Annotated in this window: 13 protein-coding genes; 1 reads left to right on the forward strand and 12 read right to left on the reverse strand. The window is 37.0% G+C overall.

Translation table 11 applies throughout. The features are described from left to right. Positions 1–20: 20 nt before the first annotated feature. From ACEN36_RS05415 to uvsE, 6 genes are all read right to left on the reverse strand, one after another. Positions 21–896: a phytoene/squalene synthase family protein gene (locus tag ACEN36_RS05415; RefSeq protein WP_407126122.1), complete on the reverse strand. Its 876-nt coding sequence runs from the start codon at positions 894–896 to the stop codon at positions 21–23. A gap of 25 nt (positions 897–921) precedes the next feature. Next, positions 922–2,436 (reverse strand): phytoene desaturase family protein, encoded by a 1,515-nt coding sequence (locus ACEN36_RS05420; RefSeq protein ID WP_407126123.1) that lies wholly within the window; start codon positions 2,434–2,436, stop codon positions 922–924. After that, the gene (locus tag ACEN36_RS05425) at positions 2,426–2,932 is read right to left on the reverse strand and encodes a MarR family winged helix-turn-helix transcriptional regulator (protein ID WP_407126124.1); all 507 of its coding nucleotides are present in this window, start codon (positions 2,930–2,932) and stop codon (positions 2,426–2,428) included. The genes ACEN36_RS05420 and ACEN36_RS05425 overlap by 11 nt, the downstream gene beginning before the upstream one ends. 51 nt (positions 2,933–2,983) lie before the next feature. Next, the gene (locus tag ACEN36_RS05430) at positions 2,984–3,661 is read right to left on the reverse strand and encodes an ABC transporter ATP-binding protein (protein ID WP_407126125.1); all 678 of its coding nucleotides are present in this window, start codon (positions 3,659–3,661) and stop codon (positions 2,984–2,986) included. Between the two features lie 18 nt (positions 3,662–3,679). After that, positions 3,680–4,771 (reverse strand): ABC transporter permease, encoded by a 1,092-nt coding sequence (locus ACEN36_RS05435; protein ID WP_407126126.1) that lies wholly within the window; start codon positions 4,769–4,771, stop codon positions 3,680–3,682. A 139-nt stretch (positions 4,772–4,910) separates the two neighbouring features. Next, complete coding sequence (gene uvsE / locus ACEN36_RS05440) at positions 4,911–6,167, reverse strand: UV DNA damage repair endonuclease UvsE (RefSeq protein WP_407126127.1); 1,257 nt, start codon at positions 6,165–6,167, stop codon at positions 4,911–4,913. A 241-nt stretch (positions 6,168–6,408) separates the two neighbouring features. Here uvsE and ACEN36_RS05445 point away from each other — a divergent pair, with 241 nt between their 5' ends. After that, positions 6,409–7,914: a YfcC family protein gene (locus ACEN36_RS05445; protein ID WP_407126128.1), complete on the forward strand. Its 1,506-nt coding sequence runs from the start codon at positions 6,409–6,411 to the stop codon at positions 7,912–7,914. Between the two features lie 110 nt (positions 7,915–8,024). On the opposite strand, the gene ACEN36_RS05450 is transcribed toward ACEN36_RS05445, so the two are convergent. From ACEN36_RS05450 to ACEN36_RS05475, 6 genes are all read right to left on the reverse strand, one after another. Further along, positions 8,025–8,732 carry a Crp/Fnr family transcriptional regulator gene (locus ACEN36_RS05450; protein ID WP_407126129.1) on the reverse strand — a complete coding sequence of 236 codons (708 nt, stop codon included), beginning with the start codon at positions 8,730–8,732 and terminating at the stop codon, positions 8,025–8,027. A 155-nt stretch (positions 8,733–8,887) separates the two neighbouring features. Continuing rightward, complete coding sequence (gene arcC, locus ACEN36_RS05455; protein ID WP_407126130.1) at positions 8,888–9,841, reverse strand: carbamate kinase; 954 nt, start codon at positions 9,839–9,841, stop codon at positions 8,888–8,890. Between the two features lie 83 nt (positions 9,842–9,924). Next, entirely contained in the window at positions 9,925–10,941 is a 1,017-nt protein-coding gene (gene argF / locus ACEN36_RS05460) for an ornithine carbamoyltransferase (protein ID WP_407126139.1), read from the reverse strand. 24 nt (positions 10,942–10,965) lie between these two features. After that, positions 10,966–12,297, reverse strand: a complete 1,332-nt coding sequence (locus ACEN36_RS05465) for an arginine deiminase family protein (protein WP_407126131.1) — start codon at positions 12,295–12,297, stop codon at positions 10,966–10,968. 345 nt (positions 12,298–12,642) lie between these two features. Continuing rightward, positions 12,643–14,118 carry an N-acetylglucosamine-specific PTS transporter subunit IIBC gene (nagE, locus tag ACEN36_RS05470; protein WP_407126132.1) on the reverse strand — a complete coding sequence of 492 codons (1,476 nt, stop codon included), beginning with the start codon at positions 14,116–14,118 and terminating at the stop codon, positions 12,643–12,645. Positions 14,119–14,424: 306 nt separating this feature from the next. Continuing rightward, on the reverse strand, positions 14,425–15,341 hold a 917-nt coding region (locus ACEN36_RS05475; RefSeq protein WP_407126133.1), incomplete at its 5' end, for a LysM peptidoglycan-binding domain-containing protein.

Raw genomic sequence — 15,341 nt, forward strand, 5'->3', positions numbered from 1 at the left:
TTTTGAATTTACTCCACTGTTTATGCTTTTAAAAACTGTTTTGTTTCACGACGGATTTTATCCATTTCTACGAGAGAGACTGCATTGCGTTTATCAAAACAATTGTACTTGCTTTTTCTTACCGCATCCAATATCCCACGATAAACATTTGCAGATATAAGGACGGGTAATTGACTTTCTGGGTCATACAAATGTATATCTTTTTTAAAGTGATCATAAAGTGCTTCTGAACGACTAGCTAACTGTTCCCAAGTACGGATAAATGCTGCTGTAATAGAACCATTTTTCAAATCTTCTATTGTATAGTTTTCTTGACTTAAGATATCGTTTGGTAAATAAACCCGGTTATTTTCTTTTAAATCTTCTCCAATATCGCGTAAGATATTGGTCAATTGCATAGCTATACCCAAAGTTAATGCACTTTCTGTAGCTTCTTGAGTATGTCTTTTAGCTAAAATAGGTAACAGCATCAATCCAACTGTTCCTGCCACGTAGTAGCTGTAGTCTTCAAGGTCTGCCAATGTATCTGGTGATGTAAAATCAATATCCATTCTCTGTCCTTTAATTTGATGATAGAAGGGTTCAATATTCATTGGGTACCGTTCAAAGACATCTGTTAAAGCACGCCAAACTGGATTATCTACCGGTCGGTCCTCTTCGAACAAGGTTAATTCGTGTTCTAATCGATCTAAATTTTTACGTTGTTGTGCGGCAGTTGGTGCCATATCGACAGTATCATCCGCTCTCCTGCAGAATGCATAAATGGCATATATCGCTTTAGCTTTTTCTTCAGGTAATTGTGAAAAAGCATAATAAAAACTTCTTGAATGTTTCTTTATTACTTCTTCGCAATAAAGATAATCCTTTTCTAACATTCTATCTAACGGCTCCTTCATATTTTTTTCCTCCTTACACCAATTGTTATGCATGAACTGGCTGATCATCTAATATTAATTCTTCAGTAGCTATTTTCGCTGACAATAATACAATTGGAACTCCAGCTCCTGGATGAGTGCTGCTTCCAGTAAAATAAAGATTTTCACAATTCTTAGCTTTACTTTGCGGACGGAAATGGTTGCTTTGAAGTAAGTTAGGCTGTAACCCAAAACAGGCTCCATTGTAGGCGTTAAATCTTGATTCAAAATCTAACGGTGTGATGTAAGATTCAGAGACAATTTCCTGCTCAATATTTTCAAGGCCTGGTAAATTTTTCAACGATTGTAACGCTTTTTCTCTGTAATACTGAACGGTTTCATCAGTCCATTCATACTGAGCTGTAGATAATTCTGACACCGGAACAAGCACATACAAACCATCCTTGCCTTCTGGGGCTAGCGTCGGGTCCATCTTAGATCCCATGTACAGGTAAAGAGACGGATCACTCAATTTAGTGCCATTAAAAATTTCTTCAATGTTTTGATCTAAATCTTCAGAAAAAACAAAATTATGTGTGTTAGCCAATTCTTGGTATTTACGATCCATTCCTAAATACAAAATAAAACAAGAACAAGAATATTTCATACTGTCGATCTTTTTATCCGTGTATTTTCCTTTTGCCTTAGGTTCTTTCACTAAATTCTTCATAGCGTACGGAAAATCAGCATTGCACATAACAAAATCAGAATAAACTTCGCTATCTGCCAATTTGATTCCTTTAGCCTGTTGGTTTTCAATCAGAATCTCTTCAACAGGAGTATGATAATGGACTTTACCGCCTAATTCAATAAACAATCTTTCCATGGATTCAGCCATTGTATGCATCCCGCCTTTGATAAACCACACACCATAAAGGAGTTCAATCATCGGAATAATTGTGTACAAAGAAGGACCATTTTTTGGAGATAATCCAATATAAAGGGTTTGGAAACTCAGCATTTGCTGCAAACGTTCATCTTTAACGTATTGACTGATCATATGATCTGCACTATCAAATGTTTTCAATTTAAGCGCTTGTTTAATCACAGAAGGTCTATAAAAATCACTGGCATTGCGAAAAGGTCGTTGTAGAAAGTGATCTTTAGCTACATTAAACCGTTCATAGATATCTTTTAAGTAATGCATAAATCCTTGAGCATCTTCTTCACTGATTTCTTCTAATGTCTTCGTCAGACTTACTAAATCAGAAGAGACATCAAACTGCTCTTTTCCTCTATTGAAATGAGCTGTGTACATAGGGTCCAATCTCTCCATTGGAATATAATCATCAGGGTTGCGCCCTGTTAATTCAAAGACTTCACGGTAAAGGTCTGGCATCATCACAATGCTTGGTCCCAAATCAAAACGGTAACCATCCTTTTCTACCAAATTCATTTTTCCACCAGGAATACTTTCTTTTTCAAATAACTCAACGCTGTAACCAGCATGTTGCAGACGAATAGCACTTGCTAATCCGGCTACACCAGCTCCAATAACACTGACTGTTTTTTTAGTTTTCATTAGTATCCTCAATTCTAACTTTTTCACTCTTACGTGCTTTATTCTCAGCTAATTTTTCTGTTCGCTCAAATTCACTGTTAAGATTTTTTAAGTTGTTTAAAAAAAGTTCCCCATCCATTTCTAGACGGTTGCATTGCACTACCTCATGCAAAATACTCAATGAGATAGCTTTTTTTTCTCTGTGTGATTTTTCCGTCAGTATCACTACGGTAGCGCGTTTGTCTTCAATAGATGTTTTTTTTTCTGCCCATCCCTGTGAAGTTAACCGATTCAAAATTGGATTTAAGGTTCCAATAGACATTCCCAGACGTTCACTAATGACTTTAACGAAAACTTCGTCCCCTTCCCACAACGCCAGTAAAACCAAATATTGTGGAAAAGTTAGATTGAATGGTTTCAATGCTCTTTTATACAGCTTTGAAAATCCATTAGCAGCTTTATATACTTCAAAGCAGAGTTGGTTTTCTAGCGAACGTTCAAAAATTGATTCATCCATTCACTTAGCTCCTTTCAATTACTACTCGTTTAATGTGTAAAAATGATTTTTCTAGTCGTTCTTTCGCAATGACAAAACTCCATCTTTCATGACATAAACCTTATCACATTTAGTGATTAGTCGTTCGTCATGAGTAACCATAATCGTCGCTTTTTGTTTGTTTTTTGTTTCTCTTGCTAAAATATCCACTACTTCAAAAGCTCTTTCTGAATCTAAACTGGCAGTAGGTTCATCTGCTAAAATAACAGAAGGATCGTGATAAAGTGCTCTTGCAATCGCCACACGTTGCCGCTCTCCTCCTGATAAATCACTAGGGTAACTTTTTCCTAGTCTTAAAACATCTAATTCTTCCAATAAGCTGTCTGTTTCCTCTATTTCCATCTTAGTTTTCTTCACTTTATTCACTAATCTCAATTGATCTCGAACGTTTAAGAAAGGGACAAGATTGGATGCTTGTAAAATAAAACCAATTTCTTTAAATCTTAAAGCAGCCCGTTTCTTTTCTTCTTCTTCACTAAAGGGATTGTTTCTAATCAATACTTCTCCTTCACTAGGACCTTGCAATCCTCCAATAATTGTTAGCAACGTACTTTTCCCAGAACCACTAGGCCCAATAATCGCCACAAACTCTCCAGCTTCTACTGAAAAGTTCGTTTCTTTTAACGCTTGTACTTCTGTGTGGCCGTCTCCAAATGTTTTCGAAATATTTTTACATTCAATTAACTTCATCTTATTTCCTCCTTATTTTTAACCAATAGCTTCTAGTGGATCGATTTTGACAACTGTTCTTACAGAGAACAAGGCCCCTGAAACAGCTACTAAAATCAATAGCGCAGTAATAGCAATTAAAAAGAGACTATTGTTTTGATAAGGAACTGCAGCTGGTAATACTAGAGAGGTTCCTAGAGTCAATAATAATCCGATACCTACTCCGACAGTTGACAAGATAAATGTTTGAGCGATAACTGATTTTGCTATATACCCCGAAGAGATTCCTTGTGCTTTCATAACACCAAACAAACTAGATTTTTGTAACGTTAGCACATAAATAAAGATTCCTATAACAACTGCCGCAATAACTACTAAAAATCCAATCATTAACCCAAATGTTAACACTTGTGCACTGTAGCCTGGTATTTTGAAAATATAATCGTTTATGGCATATGGAATTAAACCATCGTCTCCAATTTCAACACCTGTTAAATCTTCTGAGTTATCTCTTACAATAACAGCACTGATTCTTCCATTTTCGGAATCATCAATCGCTTCAAACCGAATTTCTTGATAAGAATCAATCGTAGTATACAGAACAGGAGCAACGTTGAATTTAGCATTCTCAGTAAAACCTGTGACCGTTACAGTTTTATCACTACCTGCTAATTGGATGTTGTCACCAATTTCAATACCATCTTCTTCTTTCAAACTGATATCTGCTACTACCTCATCTTTGTTTGAGAAAGGTTTTCCTTCAATAACGTCCGGCATAATGAATTCATCAGGATCGATTCCAAAAAAAGTTACATTGATTTTTGAGGATTCGCCAGTTTCCCCTTCTTTGCGAACAACTCCAGCAGTTTGACCTAATAAAGCTGTTTCATCGCCTGAAACTTCTTCTGCTTGTCCCAAGGTGATCATGGACATGTTGATATTCGTATTCGATTCATCCGTTAATACAATCGCATCTGCATCCCATTTATCTACACTAGTTCGGTTATCTTGTGCTAGACCATATGCTAATCCGGTTAAAAAATAAACTAAGTAAGATACTAATACCATAACTCCAATGATCAATGCAAAACGTGTTTTTGAATATTTTATTTCTTTCCATGCTAGAAACATGTTGTCAACCCCTTTAATTTTTCAGTTAAACCTTTTTACTGATTCCTAACATCTTATATTAAATCGTGTACGATGTATATTAAAATGCTCATAAAAAAGACAACATATTTTTATCTATGTCGTCTTTTTTATATTGTTATCAAACATCAAAAAATAAAGACTGCAATAAATAGCGTTCCTCATATTTCTGTGCTAATTTCATCAGTTGGTTTTTCAAACTTTTCACAGTTGCCTTTTCTTCTTGGAACGCAATCAATTTACGTTCAAAAGCTCTTGTCTCTTTTTCATCTGCTTCTTCTTTCAAATGTCCCCAAACATGTTGTGCTGCATTGATTGTATTGCCTCGCTGAGCTTCTTCCTCTAGAGAGTCTTTGACTAATTGGTAAAACTGTTCTACTGGATACGACTCTTTATCTTTTAATAAAGTTCGAATTTGCTGGTATCGTTCTGGGCTATGTTCCAATACCAAGTATTTATACCTCATCCATTCTTTTTCCAAATATTTGATAGAAGGATTTAAGCGAGTTGCATTGATGCATTTAACAGCAGAAACGTTTTTGTCCTTTACTTCCAGCATAATATCAATCGTTTGGTCGTACAAACTGTTGTAAAACTCCATAAAAGGTTCTAGATAAATTGTCGCTGTATGTGCTCCTGAACGCTTATCTAAAGCTTGTTGAGAATAATGGACTTTTTGTCTCCCATCCTCTTCTTTCCATGTCTTACCGGCTTCTAAAATACACTCCGCATCGCTGTTAAAATTTCCGCTAGGGTTTACAGCATGGTGCAAATTATCATAGACGACTGGAATATTGATCTGTTTAGCAATCGATAAAACATCCTCAATGGTATATAATCGATCATCGTTTTCAATAATCAACCGTTGTTGAATAGCCGGTTCCAATTTTTGAAAATTTTCGATAAATCGCTTACTGGCTGTTTTTTTATCTTCATAGACTCCGCCGATATGCAGAACGATTTTATGTTCATTATTGACACCTAAACATTCCAATACACGATTGTGATACTGCAAATCTTCTATCGCTCTAGCAACAGTCTCTTCTGTAGGAGAATTTAATACTGTATATTGTCCTGGATGAAAAGAGACCCGCATACCGCTATCAGCAATTTTATGACCAATGCGCTCAAAAGTTTCTTTAAAAATATCCCACCACGGTAAGCCATTGACTGGACTTGAGCCAAAAGGAATCACATCTGAACTGATTCGGTACAACTTGATATCGTTCTCAATATTGTAATCAATCATTTTTTCTAACGCTAACAAATTGTGTAAGGTGACTTCATTTAATTTTTCCTCTGTTGCATTTTTCTTAATAACTTTGCGCATATTAGTTTTTGTTACTCCTACCACTAAACAGGCATATCCAATACTCATTTTATCTATCCTCTCAGCAATACTTTTCATTTATTTTCTATTTTCTCACAATGCATTATCATTCGTACAGAAAAGTTACTTGCAACATTTTTTCACTAGCAACTTAACAACTGTTTACTCAATTGTTTTGCTGAAAAATGTGATGATTTCTACATTTCTTATGTCTGTATCATTTTGAAAGCGATCCACTTGAATGGTAAAATAAAGCTAGAAATTCAATCATTTAATAGGAGGGAATATCATGGAAACAAGTCAGAAGAAAAAAAGATTTTCAATGCCATCATCTTATACTGTACTCTTTCTTATCATTCTTGCGATTGCCATCCTTACTTGGTTTGTCCCTGCTGGGGAATATCAAGTAGACGAGGCAGGAAATATCCTTTCGGGAAGTTATCAAGTCATCGAACAACATCCGCAAGGGTTGTGGGATGTCTTCATGGCGCCGGTCAAAGGGATGATTGGTACTGAAACTACACCCGGTGCCATTGAGGTTTCTCTATTTATCATTGTAGTAGGCGGTTTTTTAGGTGTCGTTAACAGTACTGGAGCATTAGATACCGGGATCGCACAAGTGGTTAAAAATTACAAAGGGAAAGAAAAACTATTGATTCCTATTCTAATGTTTATTTTTGCATTAGGGGGCACTACTTATGGAATGGCCGAAGAAACGATGGCTTTTTATGCCTTGATCATTCCCGTTATGGTAGCGGTAGGTTTTGATACATTAGTTGCTGTTTCAGTGGTACTTCTCGGTTCAGGTGTAGGAGTACTGGCTTCCACAGTGAATCCTTTTGCCACAGGCGTGGCCTCTCAAGCTTTGGGGATCAGCCCAGGAGAGGGAATCCTTTGGCGTCTGATATTCTTTGTGGTCATGTATGGTATTGCAACGCTGTTCGTTTATCGCTACGCTGTTAAAGTTCAAAATGATCCAACGAAATCATTGGTTTATAAAGATTATGAAAAAAATCAAAAGAAATTCGCTGTCTCTAGTATAAAAGAAGAAATGACAAAAAAACAAAAAGTGGTCATGGTTCTCTTCGGTCTGGCTTTTCTGATCATGGTTTTAGGATTAGTTCCTTGGTCAACATTAAATGAGAATTGGACCTTCTTTGAAACTATGAATGATTGGCTGATGGGACTTCCAATCATCGGTACAGTCCTTGGTCAACAAATGGTCGCGTTAGGAAATTGGTACTTCATGGAGATCACGATGTTGTTCTTCTTAATGGCGATTATCATCGGTCTGTATTACCGTATTCCAGAAGGTGAAATTGTTTCTACCTTTATGGAAGGAGCCAGAGATTTATTAGGCGTAGCTTTAGTGGTTGCTTTAGCTCGTGGGATTCAGGTTGTGATGAATGAAGGGATGATCACTGCAACTATTTTACATCTCGGAGAAGAAAATCTATCCAACTTATCGCCTGTCTTATTTTCTATCTTAACCTATATTTTCTACATTCCTATGTCGTTCCTTATCCCATCCACATCAGGATTAGCAGCAGCAACCATGGGTATCATGGGACCTTTAGGATCTTTTGCAGATGTCCCCCAACATGTAGTCATCACAGCTTATCAAGCAGCGAGTGGAATTATCAATCTGATTACCCCAACTTCCGGAGTTGTTATGGGAGCACTGGCTATAGCTGGTATTGAACTGACCACTTGGTGGAAATTTACAGCTAAACTGATTGGTATCATTTTTATTGTAAGTTGTATTATTCTAGGCTTTGCTGCAGTTCTCGGGTAGTGATGCTGCAATAAAAAAAGAAAAAAAAGACAAGTGCCGGAAGTCAAAAAATCCAGTACTTGTCTTTTTTTTCTTTTTATATATGAGTTGAATAGATAGGCACTTATGGATTAGTCTTCTGAATACTCTCTAAAGTAATCAACATCTTTAAATGTCAATATTTTATGCTCGTGTTCCAGCTTGCCCATTTCTTTTAACTGCTTGATTTTATTTCCAACCGTTTCTCGAGAGCATCCGCTGATCGTTGCAATTTCGCAAACAGTAATTGGATAAGAAATCACTACTTTCCCTTTTCCACTTAACTCGCCTAGCTCTTTCATCAAATAAGCTAAAGCTTTTACAATTCGACTTGCAGCACTAGTGCCGACAAAATACTGAATTCGTTCTTCATGATCGATCAATATATCTGCTAAACGTTTATAAAAATAAATGAGCTGCTCTCTATTGCCGGCAAGGACCTCTTCAAATAGCATTGCTGGAATAGTATACAATTGAATATCTGTTAATGCATATGCTGTATAACGGTATACTTTGCCAGAAAATATTTCTCCGTAAGGAAATAACCTATCTTCTTTCACATAATCCGTATACATATAAACAGCGCTCTCATCATATCTCTCTAATTTAACCAAACCCTCTATCAAATAAAAAAACTTATCTTTTGTATCTCCTTCATCAAATAAAACTTGTCCTTTTTTATATTGGCGTAACTGCATCCCTTTCTGCACAGTTTTAAATTCCGCCTCTGTAAATGCAGAAAAAACAGTTTTATGCTTTAAGGTATCGCTTTTGTGCACCTTTTCTTGGATAGATAACATTTTTATCCCCCCCGCTCACTGGTTGCTGCTAAGTATGGTTATCTTTACTGAACAAAATAATTTCTTCACAATATAAGTATAACATAGAAGCATAAAGTAAAAAAACGTTTACTTTATGCTTCGTTTGTATTTCCTCTTATCCTACGAAGAATTTTTTAATTAGATTCATCAGCTGTAATAATCGTTCCGCCTTCTTCTTTCAGCACTCCACTGATATTTTCCAATGAAGTAATAACAGCCTTTCCTTCCGGATGCCGTTCTACAAACTGAATAGCGGCTTGAACTTTCGGCAACATACTGCCCGCTGCAAATTGATTTTCTTCCATGTATTGTTTCATTTCACTTACAGAGACTTGTTCCAGTTTCTTTTGAGATGGCTGATTGAAATTAACATAGACATTATCTACCCCTGTCAAAATAACTAAAAGATCCGCTTCGACTAATTCCGCTAATTTTTGAGAAGCAAAATCTTTATCAATAACAGCTTCGATTCCTTGTACACCGTTTTCTTTTTGAATAACCGGTATACCTCCACCACCTACAGTAATGGTTACAACCCCTGATTTTACCAACTGATCAATCACTTTATGTTCTTTAATACTGATCGGTTGTGGTGAAGGTACTACTTTACGCCAACCGCGACCAGCATCTTCTTTAAACACTGCGCCAGATTCACGCATTTCTTTTTCCGCTTCTTCTTGAGATAGAAACGGCCCAATCGGTTTACTTGGTCTTTCAAAAGCTGGATCATTTTCATCGACCACAACTTGAGTGACCACAGAAACGACTTCTTTATCCAATTGACGCTCCGAGAGAACTTGGTTCATCGCGTTTTGCAGCCAATAGCCAATACTGCCTTGTGTCATCGCCACACAAGTATCCAACGGCATTGCAGGGTTCTTTTCATTATCAGCTGCTTCTTGCTGCAACAATAAATTCCCAACTTGTGGTCCGTTTCCATGGGAAATAATAATGTCATCCCCATTTTCAATAAATTGTACTAGATACTCTGCTGTGTGTCTCAATGCATCTTGTTGAGCTTTGGCACTGGCCTCTTTAGACAAAATCGCATTCCCGCCTAGTGCAACCACTATTTTTCTTTTGTTCATGTCTTTTTCTCCTCGTATTCTCTATTTTAATTTGATTCAAAAAAGAGACCATGATTGATTCACAGCCTCTTTTATCGTCTCTGCTAGACTTTTGGAATAAACAAGTTTCCTAATGTTGCAGCCATGATAGCCTTAATAGAGTGCATCCGATTTTCTGCTTGATCAAATTGACGTGCGTATTTGCTTCGGAACGCTTCATCCGTTACTTCCATTTCACTGATTCCAAAGTTTTCTTTGACCATTTCACCATAATCGGTTTCTGTGTCATGGAAAGCTGGTAGGCAGTGTAATAAAATAACGTCTTCTTTTCCAGTAGCACGAATCATGTCCATATTGATTTGGTAAGGTTTTAATAAGTTGACCCGCTCTTCAAACTTATCTTCTTCCCCCATCGATACCCAGACATCCGTGTACAAGACATCCGCATCTTTGACCCCTTTTTGAACATCATCAGTGATTATCAATTGACTGCCGGATTTTTCAGCAAATTTTTGCGCCATATCTACGATTTTTTGATCTGGGAATAGGTTCTCAGGAGCAACTATACGCACATTTGTTCCTAAAATAGCTCCTGTAACCAGAAGACTGTTGGCTACATTATTTCGTCCATCTCCAACATACACTAGCGTAACGCCTTCGACAGTTCCAAAATTTTCTTTAATGGTTAAATAGTCGGCAATCATTTGTGTCGGGTGCCACTCATCCGTCAACCCATTCCATACCGGAACGCCTGAATATTTCGCCAGTTTTTCTACATTGGTTTGTTTGAATCCGCGGAATTCGATTCCATCGAACATACTTCCTAAAACACGTGCTGTATCTTCAACAGATTCTTTTTTCCCTAATTGGATATCATCTTTACCGAGGTATTCTGGTTTAGCCCCTAAATCAACAGACGCGACAGTAAAAGCAGCCCGAGTACGCGTAGATGATTTTTCAAACAGCAAAGCAATGTTTTTCCCTTCTAGATAACGATGAGGAATCCCTTTTTTTTTCATTTCTTTCAAGTGTTGCGAAAAATCGATTAGATACATTAATTCTGCTTTCGTAAAGTCTTTTTCTGCTAATAAACTACGTCCTTGAAAAATATTTTCCATTATTTTTTCCTCCATTAGTTCATCTCTTTAGTTTAAATCTTCACGGACAAGCGGCATACTCATACAACGGGGGCCTCCACGCCCTCTAGATAATTCACTTGAAGCAATCTCAATCACTTTGATGCCATGCTCACGCATCAAATCATTTGAAATGTGGTTTCGATCGTAAGTCACTACTACACCTGGAGCAATAGCCAATGTGTTCGAACCATCATTCCATTGCTCACGGGGAGCAGCAATAGCATCTCCACCACCACAAGGGATCAATGTTAGTTCTTCAACTCCCAAAGCTTCTTTCAAGACTTCTTTTAGATCCGTTTTGTGAGTGATTTTCACTTTCCCAGGATCATCACTTTTTTCAAGAATATAGATATCAATTGAACCTCCAATTCGTTGAATACCTGGATGAATAGTAAATTTATCGTAATCCACCATTGTGAAAACAGTGTCCAAATGCATCATAGCTCGAACATTCGGGATTTTGATCGCTAATACCTTTTCAAATGGAGCTTCTTGATCAAACAACTCGATTGCCAGTTCCTCAATCGCTTGAGCTGAAGTACGTTGTGAAATACCGATAGCCAGTACTTTGTCATTTAAAACCAGTTCATCTCCGCCTTCTATATAGGAAGTATGGTTACGGTCCCGCCACACTTTAATTCCATTTTCAGCAAACCGAGGATGGTGTTTGATAATGGTTTCCATGAATAAAGATTCCCGTTGTCGTGCTTCAAACATCATACGGTTGATCGTTACCCCGTTCCCCATAGCAGCAGCGGGGTCCCTAGTAAAGTAAAGATTTGGCATCGGATCCATATAAAATGGATAATCATCATCATTGGAAACATCGATTAAATGGTCTGTCTCGTCACTGGTAAAGTAAGCATCTCCCGTTCCCTCTGGTTTAACAGGATCTCCTCCACCTTCAGCTACGTCGCTCAAGTGTTCTTTAGCAATATCCACATCTATTTTTCGAACACCAGCCATAATGGTATTAACCATTTCTATGGTTTTCATATTTAACAAATAGCCTTTTAAGGTGTTGTAAACACTAGGGGATTGAATATTCGATTCCTCAAGCATTTTTTCAACAAAAGATTCTTTCACATCTCCAGCATCTATGGCTTCTGCAGACAAATTTTCTAAATATAAAACTTCCACCCCGTTGTCTTCTAGCGCTTTAGCAAATGCATCATGTTCTTTTTGAATCACCCGCAAATGTGGGATGTCATCAAACAATAGTCGTTCCATAATTTCAGGTGTTAAATTTTCTACTTCTTTTCCTGGCCTTTTTAACAGTACTGTTTTAAGAGCACCAATTTCCGAATTGACTTGGATTGGCTTAGTTGGTTCTGACATGATAATATCCTCCTCTTTTTCTTATCTACAGCACCATCATAGCGTTTTCACTATTAATAAACAAAAGAAAACATACATCCGAAATGTCGATTTGGTCACAATATAAAAAGCCGTTTTATAAATATTCACCCTAAGCATAATTCATTCGCTTGCATCCTTGGAACTGTATAAAAAAATGTATTTATACAGTGTTTATTAAAGATGAGAATTTGCTAAAAAAATAATAAACCATTTGAAAGAATTCAATATTCAGTTCTATAACAAGTTTTCTTCTCCAACCCTTAACTGTTTTTTATTTACAAAAAGAGCCAGTTGCTAAATTGCAAACCGGCTCTTTAATCATACTTAGTGATGTTTTAATTTTGACATTTCATCTGCTACAAATTGAACCTCAGTCCCGACTATAACTTGGATATTGTGGTTACTTACCTTATTGATGCCCGCAACACCGGCAGATTTAATTTTAGCGTCATTAACGATCGACATATCTTTTATTTCTAACCGAAGTCGGGTTGCGCAATTGTCGATAGAGGTTACATTCTCTTCTCCCCCTAAACCTGCAAGAATAATTTCAGCTTTTCTTCTAAATTCAGCATCCTTTGTACTTAACTTACTTCCATTTGTTGTCGTTGGTTCATCAGCAAACACTGTTGAATCCAACACTTCCTCTCCACGTCCTGGAGTGGCCAAATCAAATTTAAGAATAATAAAGCGGAATAAGAAATAATAAATAACAGCAAATACTGCCCCTTGAACAAGCAACATGTATGGTTGATGAGCTAATGGTAAGTTGAAAGAAAGAATATAATCTACTAACCCTGCCGAAAATCCAAAACCAGCTGTCCACTGGAATGCAGCTGCTATAAACAACGAAATACCTGTTAGAACTGCGTGTGTAACATATAATGCCGGAGCAACGAACATAAAAGCAAATTCTAGCGGTTCAGTTACACCTGTAAAGAATGAAGCAAAACCTGCAGCCATCATCAATGAAGCCGTCGTTTTCTTCTTATCTGTTTTAGCAGTATGGTACATTGCTAAAGCTCCAGCTGGAAGTCCAAACATCATCACTGGGAAGAATCCAGCTTGATACATACCTGTAACACCTTTTACTCCGGTTCCAGCCCAGAAATTTCCGATATCATTGATGCCTGCAACATCAAACCAAAAGACAGAATTTAGTGCATGATGCAAACCTGTAGGAATCAACAAACGATTGAAGAGTCCATAAAGACCTGCTCCCACAGCACCTAGTTCACTAATAGATGTTCCAAATGCTACTAAACCATTATAAACTGGAGGCCATACAAATAATAAGACCATTGCAACAACCATCATTACAAATGAAGTCACAATCGGTACTAAGCGTTTTCCACTAAAGAAAGCTAATGCTTGAGGCAATTTGACATTGTGGAATCGATTGTATAAAGCCCCAGCAATTAAACCACAGAGTATTCCAATAAATTGTGTTTTGATGCTTCCAAATGCAGGATCTACTTCCTCGACAGGAATACTTTGTAACATAGCCACCGTATCAGGTGCTAATAAAGTAGTGATAATCTGCCAAGCTACCAATCCACTCAAAGCAGCTGCTCCATCTTTGTCTTTAGACATTCCTAAGGCAACACCAACAGCAAATAGAATTCCCATGTTATCAATAAGTGCTCCACCTGATTTAATCAAAAACGCAGCAATAACACTGTCTCCACCCCAACCTGATGGATCTATATAATAACCAATCCCCATTAAAATAGCAGCTGCAGGTAATACAGCAACAGGTAGCATCAATGATCTACCTAACCTCTGAAAATATGCTTTCATTTTTTTCCCTCCAATATTTCTTCTCCATACAATTAGTTGAATCACATACTGATCTTTAGCACGAATAAAAATAGCTTTTCATTTTAACAATCAGCAGTACGCCAAACGAATCATACCAATTCAGATTTATCTTGTCAATTCCATATTAAACACTTCTTTAAAAAAGTTCTAAACACTTTGAACATATTGTTTCAATAATCATTTCCGCATTTATAAAGCGCTTCATTTTAAAAGTATACCAATTAAAAAAAGCAACCTGAGATAGAATGATTCTATCTCAGGCTGCTTTTACTAAGTGGATCTTGTTTATTTGATTGTCAATTGTTGTCCTACAAAAATCAAATCTGATGTTAAGTTGTTCCATTCTTTTAATTGAGCTACAGAAATATTAAAAGTCAAAGCTAATCCAGACAATGTATCACCACTGGCAATAGTATGTTTTTTGCTTGCTGAACTAGTTGATGAATTTGTTGGAGTAGATGAACTGCCGACTTTAACAGCCAATTTTTGACCGACATAAATCGCATCTGAGTTCAAACTGTTCCAAGATTTCAAATCAGCAATTGAAACACTGTATTTATTACCGATACCTGTTAATGTATCTCCACTCTTAACAGTATAAACAGCATCTAGATTCGTTACCGTCGTATCTTGTTTTGGTGCTGTTGTATTCGTAGTAGAATTGACCGATAATTTTTGTCCAACATAGATCGTGTCTGTTTTTAAATTATTCAATGATTTCAAACTCGCTACTGTTGTACTGTATTTACGAGCGATGCCAGATAGTGTATCTCCTGATTGAATCGTGTATTGGCCAGTACTTGTGCCAGTATTAGTCGTGGTACCAGTTGTCGGTTTGCTTTCTTCTTTAACTGCTCCATTGACTGTTAATTTTTGTCCAACATAGATCGTATCGGATTTCAAATTATTCAATGATTTCAAACTCGCTACTGTCGTACTGTATTTACGAGCGATGCCGGATAAGGTATCTCCTGATTGAATCGTGTATTGTCCAGTACTTGTACCAGTATTAGGAGTAGTAGTAGTACCTGTTGATGGTGTGCTTCCTCCTTGTGCTGCTCCATTGACTGTTAACTTTTGTCCAACATAGATCGTATCGGATTTCAAATTATTCAATGATTTCAAACTCGCTACTGTCGTACTGTATTTACGAGCGATGCCGGATAAGGTATCTCCTGATTGAATCGTGTATTGTCCAGTAC

This window comes from Desemzia sp. FAM 23989, from assembly GCF_045528345.1.
Lineage (GTDB): Bacteria > Bacillota > Bacilli > Lactobacillales > Carnobacteriaceae > Desemzia.

Excerpts from the sequence above, each read along its gene's own strand:
- ACEN36_RS05435 (WP_407126126.1), bottom strand. The coding sequence starts at position 4,771 with ATGTTTCTAGCATGGAAAGAAATAAAATATTCAAAAACACGTTTTGCA.
- ACEN36_RS05430 (WP_407126125.1), bottom strand. The coding sequence starts at position 3,661 with ATGAAGTTAATTGAATGTAAAAATATTTCGAAAACATTTGGAGACGGC.
- uvsE (WP_407126127.1), bottom strand. The coding sequence starts at position 6,167 with ATGAGTATTGGATATGCCTGTTTAGTGGTAGGAGTAACAAAAACTAAT.
- arcC (WP_407126130.1), bottom strand. The coding sequence starts at position 9,841 with ATGAACAAAAGAAAAATAGTGGTTGCACTAGGCGGGAATGCGATTTTG.
- ACEN36_RS05415 (WP_407126122.1), bottom strand. The coding sequence starts at position 896 with ATGAAGGAGCCGTTAGATAGAATGTTAGAAAAGGATTATCTTTATTGC.
- ACEN36_RS05420 (WP_407126123.1), bottom strand. The coding sequence starts at position 2,436 with ATGAAAACTAAAAAAACAGTCAGTGTTATTGGAGCTGGTGTAGCCGGA.
- nagE (WP_407126132.1), bottom strand. The coding sequence starts at position 14,118 with ATGAAAGCATATTTTCAGAGGTTAGGTAGATCATTGATGCTACCTGTT.
- ACEN36_RS05450 (WP_407126129.1), bottom strand. The coding sequence starts at position 8,732 with ATGTTATCTATCCAAGAAAAGGTGCACAAAAGCGATACCTTAAAGCAT.
- ACEN36_RS05445 (WP_407126128.1), top strand. The coding sequence starts at position 6,409 with ATGGAAACAAGTCAGAAGAAAAAAAGATTTTCAATGCCATCATCTTAT.
- ACEN36_RS05425 (WP_407126124.1), bottom strand. The coding sequence starts at position 2,932 with ATGGATGAATCAATTTTTGAACGTTCGCTAGAAAACCAACTCTGCTTT.
- ACEN36_RS05465 (WP_407126131.1), bottom strand. The coding sequence starts at position 12,297 with ATGTCAGAACCAACTAAGCCAATCCAAGTCAATTCGGAAATTGGTGCT.